This window comes from Bradyrhizobium sp. 147 (genome assembly GCF_023073935.1).
In the GTDB taxonomy this organism is placed as follows: Bacteria; Pseudomonadota; Alphaproteobacteria; order Rhizobiales; family Xanthobacteraceae; genus Bradyrhizobium.
Genome location: NZ_JADPKL010000078.1, coordinates 26,922 through 49,689, shown reverse-complemented (window position 1 = coordinate 49,689; position 22,768 = coordinate 26,922). Strand labels below are relative to the sequence as shown.

The following is a 22,768-nucleotide window of genomic DNA, read 5'->3' as shown; positions in this document are numbered from 1 at the left end:
GATGTCGATTGCCGCAGAACGCAAAGCGGAAGTCATCAAGACGAATGCCACCAAAGCCGGTGACACCGGCTCGCCCGAGGTTCAGGTCGCGATCCTGTCGGAACGCATCAACAATCTCACCAACCATTTCAAGACCCACGTGAAGGACAACCATTCGCGTCGCGGCCTCTTGAAGCTGGTCTCCACCCGCCGCTCGCTCCTCGACTACCTCAAGAAGAAGGACGAGGCGCGGTACAAGGCGCTGCTCGAGAAGCACAACATTCGTCGCTAAAGAGTTCCTGCGCGCGCCACTGGCGCGCGTTTTCGCGCGTGGTTTCGAACGAAAGCGCTTCTTTAAAGGTTTTTGATTGAGGCTGCGTGCGCGTCGGATGCGAGCCGTCGACGGTTGGCATCCGGGGCATGATGACGAAGACCACGGTTCGGTGTTCGCGTTCGTGCCGACTGACAGTCCAGCAGCAATCCGGCGGCTGGGCACAACGGGCAAGGCGCCCGTATGACCCGAAAGGATGGACGCCATCCGAAATCCAAAAACCATGGCAGGATCGCAGGCCGCTGGTCATCACGCCGATCAGCGTCCCGCAATCTTGCGCATGGTTTTTGTTTTTCGAAGCGTCCCTTCTTTCGAGAACCCATGAAAGAAGACCTCCTATGTTCAATAAGCATTCAGTCGAGATCGACTGGGGCGGACGCCCTCTCAAGCTTGAAACCGGCAAGATCGCCCGCCAGGCCGACGGCGCCGTCGTCGCCACCTATGGCGAGACCGTGGTGCTTGCCACCGTCGTCGCGGCGAAGGCGCCGCGCGAAGGCGTCGACTTCCTGCCGCTCACCGTCGATTACCAGGAGAAGACCTACGCTGCCGGCCGCATTCCCGGCGGCTATTTCAAGCGCGAGGGCCGTCCGACCGAGAAGGAGACGCTGGTCTCCCGCCTGATCGACCGCCCGATCCGCCCGCTGTTCGTCGACGGCTGGCGCAACGAGACCCAGGTGATCGTCACCGTGCTCTCGCACGACATGGAAAACGATCCCGATATCGTGGCGATGGTCGCGGCCTCCGCCGCGCTGACGCTGTCCGGCGCGCCCTTCAAAGGCCCGATCGGCGCAGCCCGCGTCGGCTTTGCCAATGACGAATTCGTCCTCAACCCGACGCTGGACGAGATGGTCGACACCCAGCTCGACCTCGTGGTGGCCGGCACTGCCGACGCCGTGCTGATGGTGGAATCAGAAGCCAAGGAGCTCAACGAAGACATCATGCTCGGCGCGGTGATGTTCGGTCATCGCCACTTCCAGCCGGTGATCAACGCGATCATCGAGCTCGCCGAGAAGGCCGCGAAGGAGCCGCGCGAAGTCACCGTGATCGACAATTCGGCGATCGAAAAGGAAATGCTCGGCTTGATCGAGCAGGAGCTGCGCGCCGCTTACGCAATCCCCGTGAAGCAGGAGCGCTATGCCGCCGTCGGCCTCGCCAAGGAAAAGGTGATGGCCCACTACTTCCCGGAAGGGCAGGAGCCGAAATACGACAAGCTCCGCATCGCCGGCGTGTTCAAGGAACTCGAGGCCAAAATCGTCCGCTGGAACATCCTCGACACCGGCAAGCGCATCGACGGCCGCGACTCCAAGACCGTGCGCAACATCGTCGCCGAAGTCGGCGTGCTGCCCCGCGCCCACGGCTCGGCGCTGTTCACCCGCGGCGAGACCCAGGCGATGGTCGTGACCACGCTCGGCACCGGTGAGGACGAGCAGTACATCGACGCGCTGTCGGGGACGTACAAGGAAACGTTCCTGCTGCACTACAACTTCCCGCCCTACTCGGTCGGCGAGACCGGCCGCCTCGGCGGCACCAAGCGCCGCGAGATCGGCCACGGCAAGCTCGCCTGGCGCGCGATCCACCCGGTGCTGCCGCCGCATCACGAGTTCCCCTACACCATCCGCGTGGTGTCGGAGATCACCGAATCCAACGGCTCCTCGTCGATGGCGTCGGTCTGCGGCGCCTCGCTGGCGCTGATGGACGCCGGCGTGCCGTTGAAGCGGCCGACCGCGGGCATCGCGATGGGCTTGATCCTCGAAGACAAGCGCTTCGCGGTTCTCTCGGACATCCTCGGTGACGAGGACCATCTCGGCGACATGGACTTCAAGGTGGCCGGCACCGAGCTGGGCATCACCTCGCTCCAGATGGACATCAAGATCGAGGGCATCACCGAGGAGATCATGCGCGTCGCCCTCGGGCAGGCCAAGGATGGGCGTATCCACATCCTCGGCGAAATGGCCAAGGCGCTCACCAACGCCCGCGCCGAGCTCGGCGAATACGCGCCGCGGATCGAGACGTTCAAGATCCCGACCGACAAGATCCGCGAAGTGATCGGCACCGGCGGCAAGGTGATCCGCGAGATCGTCGAGAAGACCGGCGCCAAGGTCAACATCGAGGACGACGGCACCGTGAAGGTCGCCTCCAGCGACGGCGAGGCGATGAAGGCCGCGATCAAGTGGATCAAGTCGATCGCGTCCGAGCCGGAAGTCGGCCAGATCTATGACGGCACCGTCGTCAAGGTGATGGAATTCGGCGCCTTCGTGAACTTCTTCGGCTCCAAGGACGGCCTCGTCCACATCAGCCAGCTCGCGTCCAACCGCGTGCAGAAGACCTCCGATGTCGTCAAGGAAGGCGACAAGGTTAAGGTCAAGCTGCTCGGCTTCGACGACCGCGGCAAGACCCGCCTGTCGATGAAGGTGGTCGACCAGACCACCGGCGAGGACCTCGAGGCCAAGGAGAAGGCCGCCGAGGGCGAGAAGGCCCCGCGCGAAGCGGCGGGCGAGTAAGTCTCGCCACACGGACAAAAACATGAAGGGCGGCCGAGAGGCCGCCCTTTTGTTTGTACTCGCCCCGGGAGCGCTGCGCTCCCTCTCCCGCAAGCGGGAGAGGTGCAGAGCCTCAAGCCGTGAGATCGAACCGGTCGAGATTCATCACCTTGGTCCAGGCCTTGGCGAAGTCCTTGACGAACTTCTCCTTGGAATCTGACGTGGCGTAGACCTCGGCGAAGGCGCGGAGCTGCGAGTGCGCGCCGAAGATGAGATCGACGCGCGTGCCGGTCCACTTGACCGCGTTGGTCTTGCGGTCGCGGGCCTCATAGGTGCCGTCAGCGCCGGCCGGCGTCCACTGCGTGCTCATGTCGAGCAGGTTGACGAAGAAGTCGTTGCTTAGCGTTCCCACCTTGGCGGTGAAGACGCCGTGCTTCGAACCGTTCGCATTGGCGCCGAGCACGCGCAGGCCGCCGACGAGCACCGTCATCTCCGGGCCGGTGAGCCGAAGCAGCTGCGCACGATCGACGAGCGCCTCCTCGGGCATCATGAACTGATGCCGCTTGCCGATATAGTTGCGGAAGCCATCGGCGCGCGGCTCCAGCGGTGCAAAAGAGGCTGCATCCGTCTGCTCCTGCGAGGCATCCATGCGGCCCGGCGTGAAGCCGACCTTGACCTCGACGCCGGCATCCTTTGCGGCCTTCTCGACCGCGGCGGTGCCACCGAGCACGATCAGGTCTGCGAGCGAGACCTTCTTCGCGCCGGACGAGGCGTTGAAGTCCTTCTGAATCGCTTCGAGCTTGCCGAGCACCTTGGAGAGCTGAGCGGGCTGGTTCACCTCCCAGTCCTTCTGCGGGGCGAGACGGATGCGCGCGCCGTTGGCGCCGCCGCGCTTGTCCGAGCCGCGGAACGTCGAGGCCGACGCCCAGGCGGTCGAAACCAGCTCCGACACGGACAGACCCGAGGCGAGGATCTTCGTCTTCAGCGAGGCGATGTCCTGTTCGCCGACCAGCTCGTGATTCACGGCCGGAATTGGATCCTGCCAGATCAGCGTCTCCTTCGGCACCAGCGGGCCGAGATAGCGCTGGATCGGACCCATGTCGCGGTGCGTGAGCTTGAACCAGGCGCGGGCGAAGGCGTCCGCGAATTGATCGGGATGCTCGAGAAAGCGTCGCGAGATCTTCTCATAGGCCGGATCGAAGCGGAGCGAGAGGTCCGTGGTCAGCATCGTCGGCCGATGCTTCTTCGACTTGTCGAAGGCATCAGGAATGATCGCCTCGGCATTCTTGGCCGTCCACTGGTGCGCGCCGCCGGGGCTCTTCGTCAGCTCCCATTCGTACTTGAACAGGTTCTCGAAGAAGTTGTTGCTCCACTTTGTCGGCGTGGTCGTCCATGTCACCTCGAGACCGCTGGTGATGGAATCGCCCGCAAGGCCCGTACCGTGCTTGCTCTTCCAGCCGAGGCCCTGATCTTCGAGCGCGCCCGCTTCCGGCTCCGGACCGACCAGCGACGGATCGCCCGCGCCGTGGGTCTTGCCGAACGTATGGCCGCCGGCGATCAGCGCGACGGTTTCCTCGTCGTTCATCGCCATGCGGAAGAAGGTCTCACGGATATCCTTGGCCGCGGCGATCGGATCCGGCTTGCCGTTCGGACCTTCCGGATTGACGTAGATGAGGCCCATCTGCACCGCGCCCAGCGGCTCGGCGAGCTGACGCTCACCGCTGTAGCGCTCATCGCCCAGCCAGGTCCCTTCGGGGCCCCAATAGAGCTCTTCGGGCTCCCAAACGTCGGCGCGGCCACCCGCGAAACCAAACGTCTTGAAGCCCATCGATTCCAGCGCGACGTTGCCCGCGAGCACCATCAGGTCGGCCCACGAAAGCTTGCGGCCGTATTTCTGCTTGATCGGCCACAGCAGCCGGCGCGCCTTGTCGAGGTTGGCGTTGTCGGGCCAGCTGTTGAGCGGCGCGAAGCGCTGCTGACCGGCGCCGGCGCCACCGCGGCCGTCGGTGATGCGGTAAGTGCCCGCGCTGTGCCAGGCCATGCGGATCATCAAGCCGCCGTAATGACCGAAGTCGGCCGGCCACCATTCCTGCGAGTCCGTCATCAGAGCGGTCAGGTCCTTGATGACCGCGTTCAGGTCGAGCGACTTGAACTCCTTGGCATAGTCGAATTCTTTACCCATCGGATCGGACAGGTCGGAATTCTTGTGCAGCACCTCGATATTGAGCTGCGTCGGCCACCAGTCGCGGTTTGAGCGCGCGGGTTTTCCGCCCGAAAACGGGCACTTCGAAGTGTCGTCCATGAATACCTCCTCTGGCGGCGGCGAACTCGCGCCCTTGACCAGGTAGAACCACTCTAAGCATCGCCTCCTATCAGGGGAAGTTGACTTTAATGATCGCTGCGATAGGATTTTCTGATGATAAACCTGACGCTGCGTCAGCTTCGCTATTTCGATGCGCTGGCGCGCCACGGCCATTTCGGCCGCGCCGCCGAGGCCTGCTCGATCTCACAGCCAGCCTTGTCGATGCAGATCAAGGAGTTGGAGGGGACCCTCGGTGGCCTGCTGCTGGAGCGTAGCGCGCGGCAGGTGGCGCTGACCCGGTTTGGCGAGGAGCTCGCGCAACGCGTCCGCGAAATTTTGCGCTCGGTCGATGAGCTCGGCGATTTCGCCCGGGCTTCACAGGATCGCTTCGCCGGCCGCCTGCGCATTGGCATGATCCCGACCATCGCGCCGTACCTCCTGCCCAAGATCACCAAGAATCTCACGCGCATGCATCCCGAGCTCGACATCCGCGTGCGCGAAACCATGACGCCGCGGCTGATCCAGGAGCTGGTCGAAGGCCGGCTCGACACCGCCATCGTCGCGCTGCCGGTGTCCGAGCCCTCGCTCACCGAGGTCGCGCTGTTCGACGAGAAATTCCTGCTGGTGCGGCCGGGCGCGGACGAGGGCACCCCGGTGCCGTCGCGCGAGATGATGCGCGAGATGCGGCTATTGCTGCTCGAAGAGGGGCACTGCTTCCGCGAACAGGCGCTGTCCTTCTGCAATATGCAATCGGCGCCGCCGCGCGAGATGCTGGATGCGAATTCGCTCTCGACGCTGGTCCAGATGGTCAGCGCCGGCATCGGCGTCACCCTGATTCCGGAGATGGCGGTGCCGGTGGAGACGCGATCGGCCTCGGTCTCGCTGGCGCGCTTCCGCGATCCCGAGCCATCCCGCACTATCGGCATGGTCTGGCGCAAGACCAGCCCGCTGGCGCGACAGCTGCTGCAAATCTCCGAAGTGGTGTGCCTGTCGGCCGGCAAGGCGCGCCCACGTCAGGCGGCGCGCAGCCTCACAGCCTGAGTTGCCGGATGTCGCAACCGATCATCCGCACCGCGCGCGCAGACGAACATGACGAGATCGCCCGCGTCTGGATGCTGAGCTGGGTCTCGACCGGCCTCGCCGAGGTCAGCGATTTCCTGCTGGCGAATCTCCGCGCCCGGATCCGACGCGAGATCGAGGACGGCTGGAGCCTGTTCGTCGCCGACGACAACGGCACGATCGCCGCGATGCTGGCGCTGCATCTGCCGAAGCGCTATCTCGACATGCTTTTCGTCGCGCCCGCTTATCAGGGCCAATCGCTCGGCCGGCGATTGCTCGCCTTCACACGCACGCAACTGCCTGACGAGATGTACCTGCGCTGCGTGCGCGAGAACGAAAAGGCTTGGCGCTGGTACGAGCGCGAAGGTTTCGTGTTCGAGAAGGAAGAGATCGAACCCTCGAACGGGTTCGTGATGAAATATTATCGATGGAAGAACAAGGGAGACGCGCCATGATCAAGCTTTATTGGTCACCCCGCTCGCGCTCGTTCACGACGCTCTGGTTGATGGAGGAGAGCGGTCTGCCTTACGAGCGCGTGCTGACCGACATCTCGATCGGCGCGCAGAAGGCGCCGGATTATTTGAAGATCAACCCGATGGGCAAAGTGCCGGCCTTGACCGACGGCGACGCCGCGCTCGGCGAGGCCGCTGCGATCTGCGCCTATATCGGCGATCGCTATCCCGAGACCAAGCTCGCTCCCGCTGTGACCGATCCGCGCCGCGCGCGCTATCTGCAATGGCTGTTCTTCTCGCCGAGCTGCATCGAGCCCGCCATCATCCAGATCTTCACCAAGATCGAGATCCCGACCTCGATCGCCGCCTGGGGCAGCGCGACGCAGGTCTTCGACGTGCTGGAAGCGGCGCTTCAGAAGGGACCGTGGATCTTGGGCGAGGATTTTTCCGCTGCTGACATCACCATCGGCTCGGGCCTGAACTTCGCAGTGCGTCTGTTCAAGATGGTGCCGTCGCGTCCGGTCTTCGACGCCTATCTCGCGCGCTGCATGGCCCGGCCGGCGTTCCAGCGCGCGGAGAAGATCGCGGCCGGCTAAATTTAGTCCGGCGACTTCAAGTCGTCCGGCTTCGGCATCAGGATGATGTTGTATCCGGAATCGACGTAGTGAATCTCGCCGGTCACGCCGCCCGACAGATCCGACAGCAGATACAGCGCCGAGCCGCCGAGCTCGTCGAGCGTGACGCCGCGGCGCAGCGGCGCATGTTTCTGCTGGAACGCGAACATCGCCCGCGCCTCACCGATGCCGGAGCCGGCGAGCGTACGGATGGGGCCTGCGGAGATTGCGTTGACGCGGATGCCGCGCGGCCCGAAATCCGCGGCGAGATAGCGCACCGAGGCTTCCAGCGCCGCCTTGGCCACACCCATCACGTTGTAATTCGGCATCGCCCGCATCGAGGCGCCGAAGGTCAGCGTGATCATGCTGCCGCCCTCTGTCATCAGCTCGGCGGCGCGCTTGGCGACTTCAGTGAACGAGAAGCAGGAGATCACCATGGTGCGCGAGAAATTCTCGCGGCTGGTGTCGGCGTAGCGGCCCTTCAGCTCGTTCTTGTCGGCGAAGCCGATCGCGTGGATCACGAAGTCGAGCTGGCCCCACTTGTCGCGGAGCGCTGCGAATGTGGCATCGACGCTGGTGATGTCCTCGACATCGCAAGGCAGCACCAGATCGACACCGAGCTGCTCCGCCAAGGGCTTGACGCGCTTGCCCAAGGCCTCGCCCTGGAAGGTGAAGGCCAGCTCGGCGCCCTGGGCATGCAGCGTCCTCGCCATGCCCCAGGCGATCGAATGATCATTGGCGATGCCCATGATCAGACCGCGCTTGCCTTTCATCAAACCTTCCATTGCTTCTTTGCTCCCACTATTCCGGGGTCATCGCCCGCGCAGGCAGGCGATCCAGTAATTCCCGAGGCGTATGTGATAGATCGAGAAAGCCACGGCGTACTGGATGCCCGCCTTCGCGGGCATGACAGCATCGCTAAATCACACATCCAGCCGGCTAAACACCAGAGTGGCGTTGGTGCCGCCGAAGCCGAAGGAGTTCGACAGCACGGTGCCGATCTTGACGTTGTCGATGCGCTTGCGCACGATCGGCATATCCGCGAACACGGGATCGAGCTCCTGGATGTGCGCGCTCTCGCAAATGAAGCCATTGTTCATCATCAGCAGCGAATAGATCGCCTCCTGCACGCCGGTGGCGCCCAGGGAGTGGCCGGTCAGCGCCTTGGTCGCGGAGATCGGCGGGCACTTCTCGCCGACGCCGAACACCCTTCGGATCGCCTCGATCTCCGGCGGATCGCCGGCAGGCGTCGAGGTCGCGTGCGGATTGATGTAGTCGACTTTGGTCTTCACCGTCGACATCGCCATGCGCATGCAGCGCTCGGCGCCTTCGCCTGATGGTGCAACCATGTCGTAACCGTCCGAGGTCGCGCCATAACCGACGATCTCGCCATAGATGCGCGCACCGCGCGCCTTGGCATGCTCGAGCTCTTCCAGCACCAGCACGCCGGCGCCGCCGGCGATGACGAATCCATCGCGATTGACGTCGTAGGGACGCGAGGCCGTGGCGGGCGTGTCATTGTACTTCGAGGACATCGCACCCATGGCATCGAACAGCACCGATAGCGACCAGTCCAGCTCCTCGCAGCCGCCTGCGAAGATGACGTCCTGCTTGCCGATCTGGATCGTCTCGTAGGCATTGCCGACGCAATGGTTCGAGGTCGCGCAGGCCGAGGAGATCGAGTAGTTCACGCCCTTGATCTTGAACCAGGTCGCCAGCGTCGCGGAGGCCGTGGAGGACATCGCCTTAGGCACCGCAAACGGGCCGACGCGCTTCGGCCCCTTGGTGCGGGTGATGTCGGCGGACTCGACGATGGTTCGCGCCGAGGGGCCGCCGGAGCCCATGATGATGCCGGTGCGGATGTTGGAGACTTCGTCGGGCGACAGACCGGAATCCTGGATCGCCTGCTCCATCGCGACGTGATTCCACGCCGCGCCCTGACCGAGGAAACGCATGGCGCGGCGGTCGACCACCGTCGATGGATCGAGTGTGGGCTCGCCTTGTACCTGCGAACGGAAGCCGAGCTCGGCATATTTCTCAGCCCGCGAAATGCCCGACTTCGCCTCGTGAAGGCTCGCAAGCACTTCCTGGGTGTTGTTTCCGATCGACGAGACGATGCCCATCCCGGTGACCACAACCCGCCTCATGACAGCCTCGCCTCAATCGTTGCCTTCTTGGTGATGCGCTCAGCCCAGGCTCGTGCCCTGCTTGAACAGGCCGACCTTCAGATCCTTGGCGCGATAAATAATCTGGTCATCGACCGAAAGCCACCCGTCGGCGATACCGAGCACGAGCTTTGCGCGCATCACGCGTTTGATATCGACGTTGTACACAACCTTGCGCGCGTCGGTCAGCACCTGGCCGCCGAACTTCAGCTCGCTGAGGCCGAGCGCGCGGCCGCGACCTTCGCCGCCGCTCCAGCCGAGATAAAAGCCGACCATCTGCCACAGCGCATCAAGTCCGAGGCAGCCGGGCATCACCGGGTCGTTTTTAAAGTGGCAGCCGAAGAACCAGAGGTCGGGCTTCACGTCGAGCTCGGCGCGCACCAAGCCCTTGCCGAACTCCCCGCCATTGTCGGCAATTTCCGTGATGCGGTCGAACATCAGCATCGGCGGCAGCGGCAACTGAGCATTGCCCGGGCCGAACATTTCGCCGCGGGCACACGCCAGCAGATCTTCGTATTCGTAACCGTTGCGCCTGTTCAGCATGCACGAGCCTCTGTTCTAATCTCGATTGAGCGGCGTTTTTTGGCGAAAATGGGCCCCGTCTCGGTCGGAGAGCAACGCCAATTGCCATCGTCAGGGGTACCTCCCGCAAGCCCGGATGGACTGCGGACCGGGCCACCATGCTTGGCTGCGCCAAATCGGCTAGGCGGAACCGCGCGCTCTCTAACACAGGCCATTTCGAGTGGCAAAGCGCGTCTATGAAGGTAAAATGACCGGCGCTTCGCGCGGTTCCAAGTTTGATTAGAACCTCTCTACTTGCGAGAAACTTGCACCTGCATCTTTCTGTCCTTATATTGCAGAGACATATAGTTCACGCGTGCCCGAAATCTGGATAATGAGCGAGAATACCGCGCCCCCTCACGACGACGACGTGCATTCCGCAGCCCTCTTGTCCGGCCGCCAGCCGGCCCTGACCGGTTGCCCGTGGCACGACGTCAACGAAATGCTCCAGTCCGCCGGGCTCCGTCCGACGCGCCAGCGCATGGCGCTCGGCTGGCTCCTGTTCGGCAAGGGTGCGCGCCACCTCACGGCTGAAATGCTCTACGAGGAAGCGACGCTGGCCAAGGTTCCGGTGTCGCTGGCGACCGTCTACAACACGCTGAACCAGCTCACCGATGCCGGCCTGCTCCGTCAGGTCAGCGTCGACGGCACCAAGACCTATTTCGACACCAACGTCACCACCCACCACCACTATTACCTCGAGAACAGCCATGAGCTGGTGGATATCGAGGATCCGCATCTGGCACTGTCCAAGATGCCCGAGGTGCCCGAGGGTTACGAGATCTCGCGCATCGACATGGTCGTGCGCCTGCGCAAGAAGCGCTGAGATTTGCTGAGATAATCTGAGATCGTCATGGCCGGGCTTGTCCCGGCCATTTTTCGTTTGCCCCGTCGTTCCGGGATGACACCTGCGGCGTCAATTCACCTGCTCGTCCGAGTACACGCCCCAGAGGCGCTCCTGCTGGATCCAGCCGTCGAAGCCGTTGCCGGTGACGTGACACCAGCCTGCGCTGCACTTCTTCACTTGCGTGACGACGCCGGCCTGGAGCTTGGCTGCGACCGCGCTGTCGGGATCGGGACGGTCGTAGATCGGCGCGAGGTCGTCCTTGTGCTTCATGGTGACGACCGCGGTACGGCGGCCCGACAGCAACGAGTGATAGACCCAGCCCTCGGCGCCTTCGGAATCACGCACCCGGCGCCAGTTCTCGAATTCAGCAGTGATTTCCACCGGCAGGCCGGCACGGGTATAGACCCAGGCCACGTCATTGTCCTTGGTCGGACCGGCGCGAACGTTGACGTGATCCGACTTGAGACTGACATAGCGCGGCACCGGCAGCCCGCTGGCGGTCTGGGGGGTGTTGTCCTTCGCCGAATGCGAGGGGCTGACCGAGGCAATCAACCAGGTGCAAACGAGCGCCATCACCGAACAAAAACGCCCCAACGCCATCAACCCGTCTCCTGTCGAAGACCCGCCCGAGGCGGATCCTCACCCCAAAATCCAAAACCCTGCCGCGTCAGCCCCTGTCCCGCCCCACGCGGATGTTCCCCAGAGCCAGGTCCGCAAGCCCTGACCCGTGGTTCTTGTCTTGGCCCGGCCTTCTGCTAGAGAGGACGGACGCTTTGAACAACCAGTTTGCCCCGATTTTCCGGGCCGGAAATATCGGGAGAGCTTGAAGGAAACGCCGGGGACGACACGGCAAGGGCAGTGTCGAACAACCGGGTTAATGAGGCCTCAACGGCCGGCTTTTGGTGACAGAGGCGGGCTGCGAGGCCTCATGAGGGCAGGACATGTCGGTGAAGAAAAAGCCCCTCGTCGTTGTAACGCGCAAGCTGCCGGACTCGGTCGAGACGCGCATGCGCGAGCTGTTCGACGCGCGGATCAATCTCGACGACACGCCGATGTCGGCCGAGCAGATCGCGCAAGCCGCGCGCACCGCCGACGTGCTGGTTCCGACCGTGACCGACCACATCAGTGCCGATGTCATCAATCAGCCAGACTGCAAGCTCCGCCTGATCGCCAATTTCGGCAATGGCGTGGACAATATCGACGTCGAAGCCGCGCATGCCCGCGGCATCACCGTCACCAACACGCCAAAAGTTCTGACCGAAGACACCGCCGACATGACCATGGCGCTGATCCTCGCCGTACCCAGGCGGATGATCGAAGGCGCTTCGATCCTGACGGAAGGAAAGCCCTGGGCAGGCTGGTCGCCGACCTGGATGCTCGGCCATCGCATCGGGGGAAAACGGCTCGGCATCATCGGCATGGGCCGCATCGGCCAGGCGGTGGCGCGCCGCGCCCGCGCCTTCGGCCTGCAGATCCACTATCACAACCGCCGCCCGGTCGCGCCGAAGATCGCCGAGGAGCTGGGCGCGACCTATTGGGAGAGCCTCGACCAGATGCTGGCGCGGATGGACATCATCTCGGTGAACTGTCCGCACACGCCGGCGACCTATCATTTGCTCTCGGCGCGGCGACTGAAGCTGATCCGGAAAGACGCCTACATCGTCAACACCGCTCGCGGCGAAGTGACCGACGAGGACACGCTGATCAAGCTGATCGAAGGCGGCGAGATCGGCGGCGCCGGCCTCGACGTCTACGAGCATGAGCCCGCGGTCAACCCAAAACTGGTGCGGCTCGCCAAGGCGGGCAAGGTGACGCTGATGCCGCATATGGGCTCCGCCACCATCGAAGGCCGCGTCGAGATGGGCGAGAAGGTCATCATCAACATCCGCACCTTCCTCGATGCCCACAAGCCGCCGGATCGCGTGCTGCCGAGCATGCTCTAGGATCCATCCGTCTTGCGCTTCCGCCAACCTGCGACGAAATCGATGAAGGCCCGCAGCGCCGGCGGCACCTGGCGGCGGCTCGGATAGTAGAGGAGCGGTCCGGGAAACGGCTCGCACCAGTCCTCCATGAGGCTGACCAGCGCGCCGGACTTCACGGCGTCATGGACGTAGCCATCGAGCGTTGCCCAGATGCCGGCGCCGTCGAGTACAGCGCGCATGGCAAGATTCATATTGGTCGAAATCAGCTTGGCCGGCGGATCCACCTTCACGATTTGGCCGGCCTTCTCGAATTCCCAATCGTGCATGACGCCGCTCGAGTAGCGTGCGCGGATGCAATCATGGTCGAGCAGGTCCCTCGGATGTTTCGGCCTGCCGCGGCGCGCGACGTAGTCGGGCGATGCGACGACGATATAGCGCTGCGAGCCGCTTAGCGGAATCGCCACCATGTCCTGCGCGAGATGTTCGCCATAGCGCACGCCGGCATCGTAGCCGGCACTGACGATGTCGACGAAACCGCTCTCGGAAACGATGTCGAGATCGATTTGCGGATATGCTGCGAGGAACGGCCCCGCCATCGGCGCCAGCACGAGGTCGACCGCCGGCGGCGGCGCATTGATACGCAGGCGGCCCGAGGGGACCTCGCGCAGGCCCCGCACCAGATCCAAGGCCTCGCTGACGTCGCGCAAGGCGGGTGCGACGCGCGATAGCAGCAGTTCGCCCGCCTCGGTCAGCGCGACGCTGCGGGTGGTGCGGTTCATCAGGCGGACGCCGAGGCGCTCCTCCAGGTCCCGAAGCCGCTGGCTAAGGCTCGATACCGACACGCGAATATCTTGCGCCGCACGCCGGAAATTGCGGGTGCGGGCGATCGCCACGAAGACATCGAGATCGCGCAGGTCAGGCTCGGCCATTATTCGCTAGAATGAACAAGCTATTCTGGATTGTCCAGCTTATCGGCGCAATGGCCCAAGGGCATATCTGGCCTCGTCACGCGGCGCAGCCTGCCGCATCTTTCGAGGAGAGCCATCATGGAACAGCGCAAACTCGGTTCAACCGGCCCCACCGTTTCCGCCTTTGGGCTCGGCTGTATGGGCATGTCAGACCTCTACGGCCCCGCCGATCGCGGCGAGGCCATCGCCACGGTCCATGCGGCGCTCGATGCCGGCATCACACTGCTGGATACCGGCGACTTCTACGCCATGGGCCACAACGAGATGTTGGTCCGCGAGGCGCTGAAGGATACGTCACGCGACAAGGTCCAGATCAGCGTCAAATTCGGCGCGCTGCGCGGCCCGGCCGGCGAATTCGCCGGCATGGATTGCCGCCCCATAGCGATCAAGAATTTCCTGGCCTATACGCTGCAACGTCTCGGCACCGAGTATATCGACATCTACCGCCCGGCGCGGCTCGATCCGAACGTACCGATCGAGGAGACCATCGGCGGCCTCGCCGAACTGGTGAAGGCCGGCTACATCAGGCATATCGGCCTGTCCGAGGTCGGCTCCGACACCATCCGCCGCGCGCATGCCGTGCACCCGATCGCCGATCTCCAGATCGAATACTCGCTGATCGAGCGCGGCATCGAACGCGATATCCTCAAGACCTGCCGCGAGCTCGGCATTGGCATCACGGCCTATGGTGTGCTGGCGCGCGGACTGATCAGCGGCCATTGGACGAAGGACAGCGGCAAGGCCGGCAAGGACTACCGGCTGATGACACCGCGTTTCCAGGGCGCGAACCTCGACGCCAACCTCGCGCTGGTGGAGCAGCTTCGCGCGGTGGCGAACGAGATCCGCGCAACGCCGGCACAGGTTGCGATCGCCTGGGTGGCGGCGCAGGGCCAGGAGATCGTACCGCTGGTCGGCGCGAGAACCCGCACCCGTCTGGCCGAAGCACTCGGCGCAACCAAGGTGACGCTGACACAGGCTCATCTCGCAGCGCTGGCAAAGGCATTTCCGCCGGATGTCGCCGCCGGCACGCGCTATGCGGCCGAACAGATGGCGCATCTCGACAGCGAGAAGCCGGCCACGCGGTAGCGGCGATCAGGTGCGATGGGCGCTGAGATCAGTGATGACGGGCCCATCGCCGTTGAGCGGATTGGCGGGATCGCGCCCATAGCGCAGCGTCTCGAAGCGCATCGCGCGCGCATCGATCATCAGGAGGCGGCCGATGAGGCCGTCGCCAAAGCCGACGATCTCGCGGATCGCCTCCAGCGCCATCATCGAGCCGAGCACGCCCGCCAGCGCTCCCATGACGCCGGCCTCCGCACAGGCCGGCACCGTGCCAGGCGGCGGCGCCTCGGGAAACAGGCAGCGATAGGTCGGATTAAATTCGCCCTGCTCGTTCATCTCATGTGCACGGATGGTGGTGAGCGAGCCGTCGAAGGTGCCGAGCGCCGCCGTGATCAGCGGCCGCTTTGCAAAGAAGCAGGCGTCTGAGACCAGATAGCGCGTTGAGAAATTATCGGAGCCGTCGAGCACGAGGTCGTAATCGCCGATCAGGCCGAGTGCATTGTCGGCGTTGAGCCAGGTGGCGTGGCCGACGAATCGGACATGCGGATTGAGTGCCGCGATCCGCTCGGCCGCGCTTTCGACCTTGTGCCGGCCGATGTCGGGCGTCGTATGGATCACCTGTCGCTGGAGGTTGGACAGCGACACCACGTCGTCATCGACCACGCCCAGCGTGCCCACGCCGGCGGCGGCCAGATACATCAAGGCGGGCGCGCCGAGCCCGCCGGCGCCGATCACCAGCACCGAGGCCCGCTTCAGCGCAGCCTGTCCGGGACCGCCGACGTCGCGCAGCACGATATGACGGGCATAGCGTTCGAGTTCGTCCGGGCTCAGCATCGTCGTCCGCCTCTCTACACCCTCGCTATCGACCCTCGTGGTGCGGAGCGCGGAACGCGCTCTCCGGACGATGCTTCGCATCGCCCGGCGAACCATGAGGGCCCGGATCTCGCCTGCGGCCATTCTTCGAGACGCCGCTTGCGCGGCTCCTTCAGGATGAGCGGCACCGTCTGAACCACCGCGAGATTGGTCGCGACCAACGAGATGTGCTTCAATGACATGGCGTTCAATGGGCTGGCTGGATTTGTCATGAGATCGATGCTTGCGGCAACACTGATGTTTGCGGCCGCCACAGGCGCGAACGCCCAGATGACGGCGCCACAGGTCGCCGGTACCAAGCCGAAGACGGTCCAGACCGTGCCGACCCAGCCTCCCGCGATGCAGACTCCGTCGGCCACAATGGATGCCATGGCAAGAGCTGAGCGGCTGGCGCTTCAGTCAGACCTCGCCTGGGTCGGCCAGTATCCAGTATAATGGCGCCATCACCGGCGACGCCAGTGAGCGCATGGTCAATGCTATCAAGGAGTACCAGAAGGCCAAGGGCGGCAAGCCGACCGGCGTGCTCAATCCGCAGGAGCGCGCCGCGCTGGCCGAGGCGGCACGAAAGAAACAGGAGAGCGTCGGCTGGAAGATCGTGACCGAGCCGACCACCGGCGCCCGGCTCGGCATCCCCGGCAAGCTGGTGCCGCAGCAGGCGAGCGACGCCAGCGGCGCGAAATGGACTTCCCCGACCGGCACGGTTCAGGTGCTGCTCAGCCGCCGCAAGGAGGTGAAGCCGACATCGGCGAAGCTCGCCGATCTGGAGAAGGAGCCGTCTGGGCGCAAGGTCGATTACACCGTGGTCAAGCCCGACTTCTTCGTGCTGTCGGGATTGCAGGGTCTGAAGAAGTTCTACGTCCGCGGCACCTTCAAAGGCGACGAGGTTCGCACCATGACGATCCTCTACGACCAGGCAGCCGAGACCATTGTCGAGCCGGTCGTGATCGCGATGTCGAGCGCCTTCAATGCGTTTCCGTCGGGGCCACAAGCCGCGCCGCCGCCGCGCAAGACCGTCGATTACGGCACCGGAATTGTCGTCAGCGACGATGGCGCGATCGTCGCCGACCGCCTCGTCACCGATGGCTGTCTCACCATCACGATCGGCGGCTATGGCAGTGCCGACCGTCTCGCCGAGGACAAGGAGCACGATCTGGCGCTCCTGCACGTCTACGGCGCACGCGGCCTGAAGCCGCTCAGCCTCGCCGGCGGCGCAGCGAAGGCGAGTGTCGATGTCATCGGCATCGCCGATCCACAGAGCCAGGGCGGCGCGGCCGGCGTGTCGAGCCTCAAGGCTGCGCTGGCGCGGGTGACAAACGGCAGTTCCGCGCTGTCGCCTCCGCCGGCGCTCGGCTTCTCCGGCAGCCCGGCCATCGGCGCCGACGGCAGGTTTGCGGGCATCGCGCTGCTGAAGCCGGTGACGGTCGCAGGTCCCGCCACATCGGTGCCGGCGTCACAGGCGGTGCTGATCGCCGCGGAGACGGTGCGCGATTTCCTCAAGGCGAACGGTGTCGCGGCGAATGGCACATCGACGGATGCCAAAGCCGCGGTCGTCCGCGTGATCTGCGTGCGGAAGTAGGGTGCTGCAAGCATCTCCACTCTCGTGTCCCGGACGCGCTGCAGGCGTTGATGGCAGTGGTGAGACCGATGTAGCCGCGAGCTCCCGACCCTCTAGCGCGAGAGGGCGCGCACCGTGTCTCGATCAGCACGGCCAGTTATTTCTGGCATTTCGGGCACCAGAAGGTCGACCGGCCATTCTGCGTAAACCGCTTGATCGTGCCGCCGCAGCGAGGCGTCGTGCATTTCTCGCCTTCGCGGTCGTAGACCTTGAAGGAGTGCTGGAAATAGCCGAGCTCGCCCGAGGTCTGGCGATGGTCGCGCAAGCTCGATCCCCCGGCCTTGATCGCATCGTTCAGCACGGTGTGGATCGCGCCGACCAGGCGCTTGGCATGGTCCGTCGGCTCACCCTTCTTGGTCGATAGAGTCGCGGCGATCTGGCGCGGCGAAAGATGCGAGCGGTGCAGCGCTTCGCAGACATAGATGTTGCCGAGCCCCGCCACCACACGCTGGTCGAGCAGCGCCGCCTTCAAGCTCGTAGTCTTGCCGGCACAGGACCGTGCCAGCATCGCGGCATCGAACTCGTTGCCGAGCGGCTCGGGACCGAGTCCGCGCAGCAGCGGCTCTTCATCAAGCGCATCGCGCGCGATCACTTTCATGTAACCGAAGCGGCGCGGGTCGTTGAAGACGATGTCAGCGCCGGAGGACATCCGAAACAGCACGTGGTCGTGCGCGGAATCCTTGGCCCGCGGATAGTGAAACTCGCCAGGCTGCGCGTCGTTGTCCGGTCTGATGACACGAAACGAACCCGACATGCCCAGATGCATCAAGAGCACGTCGCCGGAGGCGAGATCGGCCATGAGATATTTTGCGCGGCGGCCGAGGCCGGTGACGACCTGCCCCTTGAGCCGCGCGACGAAGTCCGGCTGGAACGGAAAGCGCAAATCCGCCCGCCGGGCCTCCGCCTTGAGGATTTTCGCTCCCTCCATGACGGGCTGAAGGCCGCGGCGGACAGTCTCGACTTCGGGCAATTCAGGCATGTTCGGGCATTCACCTTATGAGAGCGGTGTGATAGCGCCATTGCGACGGGCGCGCTATGGTCCGCCAGTGGAGTAGAGTAATGGATCGGCCGGGCGAAACCACGCATTTTGGCTTCAGGGACGTGCCCTTGGGAGACAAGCAGACGCTGGTGAACGACGTGTTTCACAGCGTGGCCGCGCGCTATGATCTGATGAACGATCTGATGTCCGGTGGCCTGCACCGGGTCTGGAAGGACATCATGATCAACGCGCTCGACCCGCCGAGGAGCGAGCGGCCGTTCGCACTGCTCGACGTCGCCGGCGGCACCGGCGACATCTCGTTCCGCGCCGCCAAGGCGGCAGGCGCTGGCTTCCACGCCACCGTCTGCGACATCAACACCGACATGCTGGCCGTCGGCCGCGAGCGCGCTTCCAAGCGGCATCTCGAGACTCAGGTCGATTTTGTTGAGGGCAACGCCGAAGCACTCGCCTTTGCCGATCGCAGCTTCGACGCATACACGATCGCTTTCGGCATTCGCAACGTGCCGCGGATCGATCTGGCGCTGCGCGAGGCCTATCGGGTGCTGAAGCCGGGCAGCCGCTTCCTGTGCCTGGAGTTCTCGACCGTCGACATGCCCGGGCTCGATCGCCTCTACGACTTGTTCTCGTTCAAGGTGATCCCGCCGCTTGGCCGCATGGTCACGGGCGACGCCGAGTCCTACCAGTACCTCGTCGAATCGATCCGCAAGTTTCCAAAGCCCGGCGCCTTCGCCGACATGATCCGCGACGCCGGCTTTTCTCGCGTCAGCTGGCAGACACTCACCGGCGGTATCGTCGCACTGCATTCAGGCTGGCGTTTGTGATCTCTGCCATCACCCACATTTCGCGCCTGATCCGCGCCGCGTTCGTGTTCGCGCGCGAGGGCGTGTTCGGTTCGGTCGATCCGAGCCTGGTGCCGCCGCCCGGGCAACTCGCGCTGAAGCTTGCGCGCCTCATCGAGCGGCGCGGCGTCAAGCACGGCCCAAGGATATCGCGCGCCCTCACCCGCATGGGCCCGGCCTATCTCAAGCTCGGGCAGTTCCTGGCAACGCGCCCCGACGTCGTCGGCGTCATCATCGCGCGCGACCTCGAAAGCCTCCAGGACCGCCTGCCGCCGTTTTCGCAAGCCGAAGCGGAAGCCACGATCACGATATCGCTGGAACGGCCGCTGAAAGATGTGTTTGCAAGCTTCGGCCCGCCGGTCGCCGCCGCCTCGATCGCACAGGTGCATCGCGGCGAGGTCTTGCGGGGCGGCATCCGTAGGCCGGTGGCGATCAAGGTGCTCCGGCCCAATGTCGCCGCACGTTTCCGCCGCGACCTCTCCGACTTTTTCTTCGTCGCGCACAAGGCCGAAGCCTATTCGGCCGAGGCGCGGCGCCTGCGCCTCGTCGAAGTCATCAACACCATGTCGCGTTCGGTCGCGATGGAGATGGACCTCCGGCTCGAAGCCGCCGCGCTGTCGGAGATGGCGGAGAACACGCGCGACGATCCTGACTTCCGCGTGCCGACCGTCGACTGGGACCGCACCACACACAACGTGCTGACGCTGGAGTGGATCGACGGCATCGCGCTGAACGACCACAAGCGCCTTGCGGAGGCGCAGGTCGACCTGCCCGATCTCGGCCGCAAGGTGATCCAAAGCTTTTTGCGGCACGCGCTACGCGACGGCTTCTTCCACGCCGACATGCATCCGGGCAATCTGTTCCTGGACGATGCCGGCCGTCTCGTCGCAGTCGATTTCGGCATCATGGGCCGGCTCGGCATGAAGGAGCGGCGCTTCCTCGCCGAGATCCTGCTCGGCTTCATCACCCGCGACTACCGCCGCGTCGCCGAGGTGCATTTCGAAGCCGGCTATGTGCCCGCGCATCATTCGGTCGAGAACTTCGCGCAAGCGATCCGCGCCATCGGTGAGCCGATCCACAACCGCACCGCCGAGGAAATCTCGATGGCGCGGCTGCTGACGCTGCTGCTCGAGGTCACCGGCCTGTTCGACATGACGACGCGGCCCGAGCTGATCCTGCTTCAGAAGACCATGGTCGTGGTCGAGGGCGTGGCGCGCGCTTTCGATCCCAAGCTGGATATCTGGAAGGTTGCCGATCCCGTGGTGCGCGAATGGATCGAGCGCAACCTCGGTCCGATCGGCCGGGTCCAGGGCGCGCTGGCGGGGACCGGGGACATTGCGCGGGTGCTGATGCGGCTGCCGGAGATTGCCGAGCGGTCGGTGAAGGTGCTGGAGCAGCTCGAGACCATGACGCGGGACGGCATAAGGCTGTCGCCGGAGAGCATCGCGGCGATGGGGCGCAGCGAGGGCCGCAAGAACCGCTGGCGCACCGTGGCGCTCTGGATCATCGCCGCGACCTTCATCGGCATCCTGATCGCCGTCCGGAATCTATGATTGCACTGCAATCACACGAATGATAGCATCGCGATCATTCCGTGTTGGAGGGCGTCATGGCAAGCCTGACCATCCGCAAGCTCGACGACGCCGTCAAAACCTATCTGCGGCTGCGCTCGGCCAAGAACCGCAGGTCGGTCGAGGAAGAGGTCCGGGTCATCCTGCGGGAGTTGATCGAGGGCCGCGAGGAGCCGCTGACGCCGTTTGCGGTCCCACCTGCGGCATCATCCTCAGCTCCGACACCGCAACGTACCGGCGCCGTTCCCGAGGCCAGCGTCACCCTGATCATCGGCGGCGGCATCGCGGCCTATAAATCGCTCGACCTGATCCGCCGGCTGAAGGAACGCCGCGTCGAGGTTCGCTGCGTGCTGACCAAGGCGGCGCAGCAATTCGTCACGCCGCTGGCGGTGACCGCGCTGTCGCATGAGCGCGTCTACACCGACCTGTTCGACCCGCAGAGCGAGTTCGACGCCGGCCATATACGGCTGGCGCGCGACTGCGACCTGATCGTGGTGGCGCCGGCGACCGCCGACCTCCTGGCCAAGATGGCAAATGGTCACGCCGATGATCTCGCCAGCGCCGTCCTACTCGCCACCAATCGCAAGGTGCTGCTGGCGCCGGCGATGAATCCGCTGATGTGGAGCAACGCGGCGACACGCCGCAACGTCGCGCAGCTTCAGCGCGACGGTGCGGTGTTGACCGGACCCAATTCCGGCGAGATGGCGGAAGCCGGCGAGGCCGGCATCGGCCGTATGTCGGAAGCCATCGAGATCGCCAATGCCGCCGAGCGGCTGCTGCGGCCGCCGGTGCCGCGCCCGCTCGCCGGCAAGCGCGTGCTCATCACCGCAGGTCCCACGCATGAGCCGATCGATCCGGTGCGCTACATCGCCAACCGCTCCTCCGGCAAGCAGGGCTTTGCCATTGCCGCCGCCGCGCAGGCCGCGGGCGCCGAGGTGATTTTGGTGAGCGGTCCGGTCGACCTCGACGACCCCCAAGGCGTGACGGTGAAGCATGTGGAATCGGCACAGCAGATGCTGGAGCAGGTGCAGGCGGCGCTTCCCGTCGACGTCGCGATCTTCGCCGCCGCGGTCGCCGACTGGCGCGTCGCCAACCAGGGCGAACAGAAGCTGAAGAAGACCTCGGCCGGCATGCCACCGCTTCAGCTCGTCGAAAACCCCGACATCCTCGCTACCATCTCCAAGCTGGCCGACAAGCGCCCGCCGCTGGTGATCGGCTTTGCCGCCGAGACCGAGCATCTCATTGAGAACGCCAAATCAAAACTTGCCCGCAAGGGCTGCGACTGGATCGTCGCCAACGACGTCTCGCCGGCCACCGGCGTGATGGGCGGCGATCGCAACACCGTGCACCTGATCAGCCGCAAGAATGGCGCGAAGGACGGCGAGTTTGCAGTTGATTCCTGGCCGGTGATGACCAAGGAACAGGTCGCCATCGAACTGGTCGCGCATGTCGCAAAGACCGTGACCGACAAATCCCGGGAGCCGGCATCTTGAGCACGAAAGTCACGGTCGAACTGCAACGCCTCGCGCATGCCGACGGCCTGCCGCCGCCGGCCTATCAGACCGCCGAGGCCGCCGGCCTTGACCTGATGGCTGCGGTTCCGGACAGCGAGCCCTTGACGCTCGCGCCCGGTCAATATGCGCCGGTACCGACGGGCCTCGCGATCGCCTTGCCGCCCGGGCACGAGGCGCAGGTGCGGCCGCGCTCGGGGCTTGCGGCCAAGCACGGCGTCACCGTGCTGAACTCGCCCGGCACGATCGACGCGGACTATCGCGGCGAGATCAAGGTGATCCTGATCAATCATGGCCAGGCCCCCTTCGTGATCAAGCGCGGCGAGCGCATCGCCCAGATGGTGATCGCGCCCGTGGTGCAGGCCGCGCTGGTTCCCGTCGCCACCTTGTCGGCGACCGATCGCGGCGCCGGCGGGTTCGGCTCGACCGGCCGCTAAGGCACGATAGCTCCGGCTGAATCACCCGAGGAACTACGTGCGTTGGAACAACGTGCCCGGCATTTTTGGGGGGCCGCCTTTGCGTTCACGATCTGGACTCTTACCGGCGGAGTCACGGTGAGGGTATTGTCTTTTGATTCGCGCGCGACGGGGGTCGTCGCGCGCAAATCCGTGCGATCT

General features: G+C 64.6%; 20 protein-coding genes and 1 pseudogene. 13 read left to right on the top strand and 8 right to left on the bottom strand.

The features are described from left to right. Position 1 precedes the first annotated feature (1 nt). Together rpsO and pnp are read left to right on the top strand one after the other, a co-directional pair. Positions 2-271 (top strand): 30S ribosomal protein S15, encoded by a 270-nt coding sequence (rpsO, locus tag IVA87_RS18625; protein ID WP_008540131.1) that lies wholly within the window; start codon positions 2-4, stop codon positions 269-271. 377 nt (positions 272-648) lie between these two features. Continuing rightward, positions 649-2,811 carry a polyribonucleotide nucleotidyltransferase gene (pnp, locus tag IVA87_RS18620; protein ID WP_247303863.1) on the top strand — a complete coding sequence of 721 codons (2,163 nt, stop codon included), beginning with the start codon at positions 649-651 and terminating at the stop codon, positions 2,809-2,811. Positions 2,812-2,923: 112 nt separating this feature from the next. Here the strand turns inward: pnp and katG are convergent, their stop codons facing one another. After that, a complete protein-coding gene (gene katG, locus IVA87_RS18615; RefSeq protein ID WP_247303864.1) occupies positions 2,924-5,092 on the bottom strand; it encodes a catalase/peroxidase HPI in 2,169 nt (722 codons plus the stop codon). Between the two features lie 114 nt (positions 5,093-5,206). On the opposite strand from katG, the gene IVA87_RS18610 reads away from it, so the two are divergent. From IVA87_RS18610 to IVA87_RS18600, 3 genes are read left to right on the top strand one after another with little or no spacing between them, the layout of a single operon-like run. Continuing rightward, positions 5,207-6,133: a hydrogen peroxide-inducible genes activator gene (locus tag IVA87_RS18610; RefSeq protein ID WP_247303865.1), complete on the top strand. Its 927-nt coding sequence runs from the start codon at positions 5,207-5,209 to the stop codon at positions 6,131-6,133. Positions 6,134-6,141: 8 nt separating this feature from the next. Next, positions 6,142-6,606 (top strand): GNAT family N-acetyltransferase, encoded by a 465-nt coding sequence (locus IVA87_RS18605; RefSeq protein WP_247303866.1) that lies wholly within the window; start codon positions 6,142-6,144, stop codon positions 6,604-6,606. Then, positions 6,603-7,199 (top strand): glutathione S-transferase family protein, encoded by a 597-nt coding sequence (locus tag IVA87_RS18600; protein ID WP_247334530.1) that lies wholly within the window; start codon positions 6,603-6,605, stop codon positions 7,197-7,199. The genes IVA87_RS18605 and IVA87_RS18600 overlap by 4 nt, the downstream gene beginning before the upstream one ends. A 2-nt stretch (positions 7,200-7,201) precedes the next feature. Here IVA87_RS18600 and fabI read toward each other — a convergent pair whose 3' ends face one another. From fabI to fabA, 3 genes are all read right to left on the bottom strand, one after another. Further along, positions 7,202-8,002, bottom strand: coding sequence for an enoyl-ACP reductase FabI (gene fabI / locus IVA87_RS18595; protein WP_247303868.1), 801 nt, complete (start codon positions 8,000-8,002; stop codon positions 7,202-7,204). 138 nt (positions 8,003-8,140) lie between these two features. Continuing rightward, the gene (fabB, locus tag IVA87_RS18590; RefSeq protein ID WP_247303869.1) at positions 8,141-9,364 is read right to left on the bottom strand and encodes a beta-ketoacyl-ACP synthase I; all 1,224 of its coding nucleotides are present in this window, start codon (positions 9,362-9,364) and stop codon (positions 8,141-8,143) included. Between the two features lie 39 nt (positions 9,365-9,403). Beyond that, on the bottom strand, positions 9,404-9,925 hold the full coding sequence (gene fabA, locus IVA87_RS18585) for a 3-hydroxyacyl-[acyl-carrier-protein] dehydratase FabA (protein WP_247303871.1): 522 nt from the start codon (positions 9,923-9,925) through the stop codon (positions 9,404-9,406). Between the two features lie 352 nt (positions 9,926-10,277). Here fabA and irrA point away from each other — a divergent pair, with 352 nt between their 5' ends. Further along, positions 10,278-10,769 (top strand): iron response transcriptional regulator IrrA, encoded by a 492-nt coding sequence (gene irrA / locus IVA87_RS18580; protein ID WP_247276494.1) that lies wholly within the window; start codon positions 10,278-10,280, stop codon positions 10,767-10,769. 90 nt (positions 10,770-10,859) lie between these two features. On the opposite strand, the gene IVA87_RS18575 is transcribed toward irrA, so the two are convergent. After that, positions 10,860-11,390 carry an SH3 domain-containing protein gene (locus tag IVA87_RS18575; RefSeq protein WP_247303873.1) on the bottom strand — a complete coding sequence of 177 codons (531 nt, stop codon included), beginning with the start codon at positions 11,388-11,390 and terminating at the stop codon, positions 10,860-10,862. A 341-nt stretch (positions 11,391-11,731) separates the two neighbouring features. Here IVA87_RS18575 and IVA87_RS18570 point away from each other — a divergent pair, with 341 nt between their 5' ends. Next, positions 11,732-12,733 carry a D-glycerate dehydrogenase gene (locus IVA87_RS18570; RefSeq protein ID WP_247303876.1) on the top strand — a complete coding sequence of 334 codons (1,002 nt, stop codon included), beginning with the start codon at positions 11,732-11,734 and terminating at the stop codon, positions 12,731-12,733. Here the strand turns inward: IVA87_RS18570 and IVA87_RS18565 are convergent. After that, on the bottom strand, positions 12,730-13,641 hold the full coding sequence (locus tag IVA87_RS18565) for a LysR family transcriptional regulator (RefSeq protein WP_247334527.1): 912 nt from the start codon (positions 13,639-13,641) through the stop codon (positions 12,730-12,732). The genes IVA87_RS18570 and IVA87_RS18565 overlap by 4 nt on opposite strands. Before the next feature lie 117 nt (positions 13,642-13,758). Between IVA87_RS18565 and IVA87_RS18560 the strand changes: the two genes are divergently transcribed. Next, positions 13,759-14,766, top strand: coding sequence for an aldo/keto reductase (locus IVA87_RS18560; RefSeq protein WP_247303880.1), 1,008 nt, complete (start codon positions 13,759-13,761; stop codon positions 14,764-14,766). 6 nt (positions 14,767-14,772) lie between these two features. Here the strand turns inward: IVA87_RS18560 and moeB are convergent, their stop codons facing one another. Next, entirely contained in the window at positions 14,773-15,576 is an 804-nt protein-coding gene (gene moeB, locus IVA87_RS18555) for a molybdopterin-synthase adenylyltransferase MoeB (protein ID WP_247276499.1), read from the bottom strand. 249 nt (positions 15,577-15,825) lie between these two features. Between moeB and IVA87_RS18550 the strand changes: the two are divergent. After that, positions 15,826-17,191, top strand: a pseudogene (locus tag IVA87_RS18550) (serine protease). Positions 17,192-17,327: 136 nt separating this feature from the next. On the opposite strand, the gene mutM reads toward IVA87_RS18550, so the two are convergent. Continuing rightward, entirely contained in the window at positions 17,328-18,209 is an 882-nt protein-coding gene (mutM, locus tag IVA87_RS18545) for a bifunctional DNA-formamidopyrimidine glycosylase/DNA-(apurinic or apyrimidinic site) lyase (protein WP_247303885.1), read from the bottom strand. Positions 18,210-18,289: 80 nt separating this feature from the next. Between mutM and ubiE the strand changes: the two genes are divergently transcribed. Genes ubiE through dut form a run of 4 tightly spaced genes read left to right on the top strand, consistent with a single transcriptional unit; the run spans position 18,290 to position 22,588 of the window. Then, positions 18,290-19,051 carry a bifunctional demethylmenaquinone methyltransferase/2-methoxy-6-polyprenyl-1,4-benzoquinol methylase UbiE gene (ubiE, locus tag IVA87_RS18540; protein ID WP_247303887.1) on the top strand — a complete coding sequence of 254 codons (762 nt, stop codon included), beginning with the start codon at positions 18,290-18,292 and terminating at the stop codon, positions 19,049-19,051. After that, positions 19,048-20,622 (top strand): 2-polyprenylphenol 6-hydroxylase, encoded by a 1,575-nt coding sequence (gene ubiB / locus IVA87_RS18535; protein ID WP_247334526.1) that lies wholly within the window; start codon positions 19,048-19,050, stop codon positions 20,620-20,622. The genes ubiE and ubiB overlap by 4 nt, the downstream gene beginning before the upstream one ends. A 56-nt stretch (positions 20,623-20,678) precedes the next feature. Beyond that, entirely contained in the window at positions 20,679-22,133 is a 1,455-nt protein-coding gene (gene coaBC / locus IVA87_RS18530) for a bifunctional phosphopantothenoylcysteine decarboxylase/phosphopantothenate--cysteine ligase CoaBC (protein ID WP_247334525.1), read from the top strand. Further along, positions 22,130-22,588, top strand: coding sequence for a dUTP diphosphatase (dut, locus tag IVA87_RS18525; RefSeq protein ID WP_247303893.1), 459 nt, complete (start codon positions 22,130-22,132; stop codon positions 22,586-22,588). The genes coaBC and dut overlap by 4 nt, the downstream gene beginning before the upstream one ends. Positions 22,589-22,768 lie beyond the last annotated feature (180 nt).

Excerpts from the sequence above, each read along its gene's own strand:
- rpsO (WP_008540131.1), top strand. The coding sequence starts at position 2 with ATGTCGATTGCCGCAGAACGCAAAGCGGAAGTCATCAAGACGAATGCC.
- pnp (WP_247303863.1), top strand. The coding sequence starts at position 649 with ATGTTCAATAAGCATTCAGTCGAGATCGACTGGGGCGGACGCCCTCTC.
- katG (WP_247303864.1), bottom strand. The coding sequence starts at position 5,092 with ATGGACGACACTTCGAAGTGCCCGTTTTCGGGCGGAAAACCCGCGCGC.
- IVA87_RS18610 (WP_247303865.1), top strand. The coding sequence starts at position 5,207 with ATGATAAACCTGACGCTGCGTCAGCTTCGCTATTTCGATGCGCTGGCG.
- IVA87_RS18605 (WP_247303866.1), top strand. The coding sequence starts at position 6,142 with ATGTCGCAACCGATCATCCGCACCGCGCGCGCAGACGAACATGACGAG.
- IVA87_RS18600 (WP_247334530.1), top strand. The coding sequence starts at position 6,603 with ATGATCAAGCTTTATTGGTCACCCCGCTCGCGCTCGTTCACGACGCTC.
- fabI (WP_247303868.1), bottom strand. The coding sequence starts at position 8,002 with ATGGAAGGTTTGATGAAAGGCAAGCGCGGTCTGATCATGGGCATCGCC.
- fabB (WP_247303869.1), bottom strand. The coding sequence starts at position 9,364 with ATGAGGCGGGTTGTGGTCACCGGGATGGGCATCGTCTCGTCGATCGGA.
- fabA (WP_247303871.1), bottom strand. The coding sequence starts at position 9,925 with ATGCTGAACAGGCGCAACGGTTACGAATACGAAGATCTGCTGGCGTGT.
- irrA (WP_247276494.1), top strand. The coding sequence starts at position 10,278 with ATGAGCGAGAATACCGCGCCCCCTCACGACGACGACGTGCATTCCGCA.
- IVA87_RS18575 (WP_247303873.1), bottom strand. The coding sequence starts at position 11,390 with ATGGCGTTGGGGCGTTTTTGTTCGGTGATGGCGCTCGTTTGCACCTGG.
- IVA87_RS18570 (WP_247303876.1), top strand. The coding sequence starts at position 11,732 with ATGTCGGTGAAGAAAAAGCCCCTCGTCGTTGTAACGCGCAAGCTGCCG.
- IVA87_RS18565 (WP_247334527.1), bottom strand. The coding sequence starts at position 13,641 with ATGGCCGAGCCTGACCTGCGCGATCTCGATGTCTTCGTGGCGATCGCC.
- IVA87_RS18560 (WP_247303880.1), top strand. The coding sequence starts at position 13,759 with ATGGAACAGCGCAAACTCGGTTCAACCGGCCCCACCGTTTCCGCCTTT.
- moeB (WP_247276499.1), bottom strand. The coding sequence starts at position 15,576 with ATGCTGAGCCCGGACGAACTCGAACGCTATGCCCGTCATATCGTGCTG.
- mutM (WP_247303885.1), bottom strand. The coding sequence starts at position 18,209 with ATGCCTGAATTGCCCGAAGTCGAGACTGTCCGCCGCGGCCTTCAGCCC.
- ubiE (WP_247303887.1), top strand. The coding sequence starts at position 18,290 with ATGGATCGGCCGGGCGAAACCACGCATTTTGGCTTCAGGGACGTGCCC.
- coaBC (WP_247334525.1), top strand. The coding sequence starts at position 20,679 with ATGGCAAGCCTGACCATCCGCAAGCTCGACGACGCCGTCAAAACCTAT.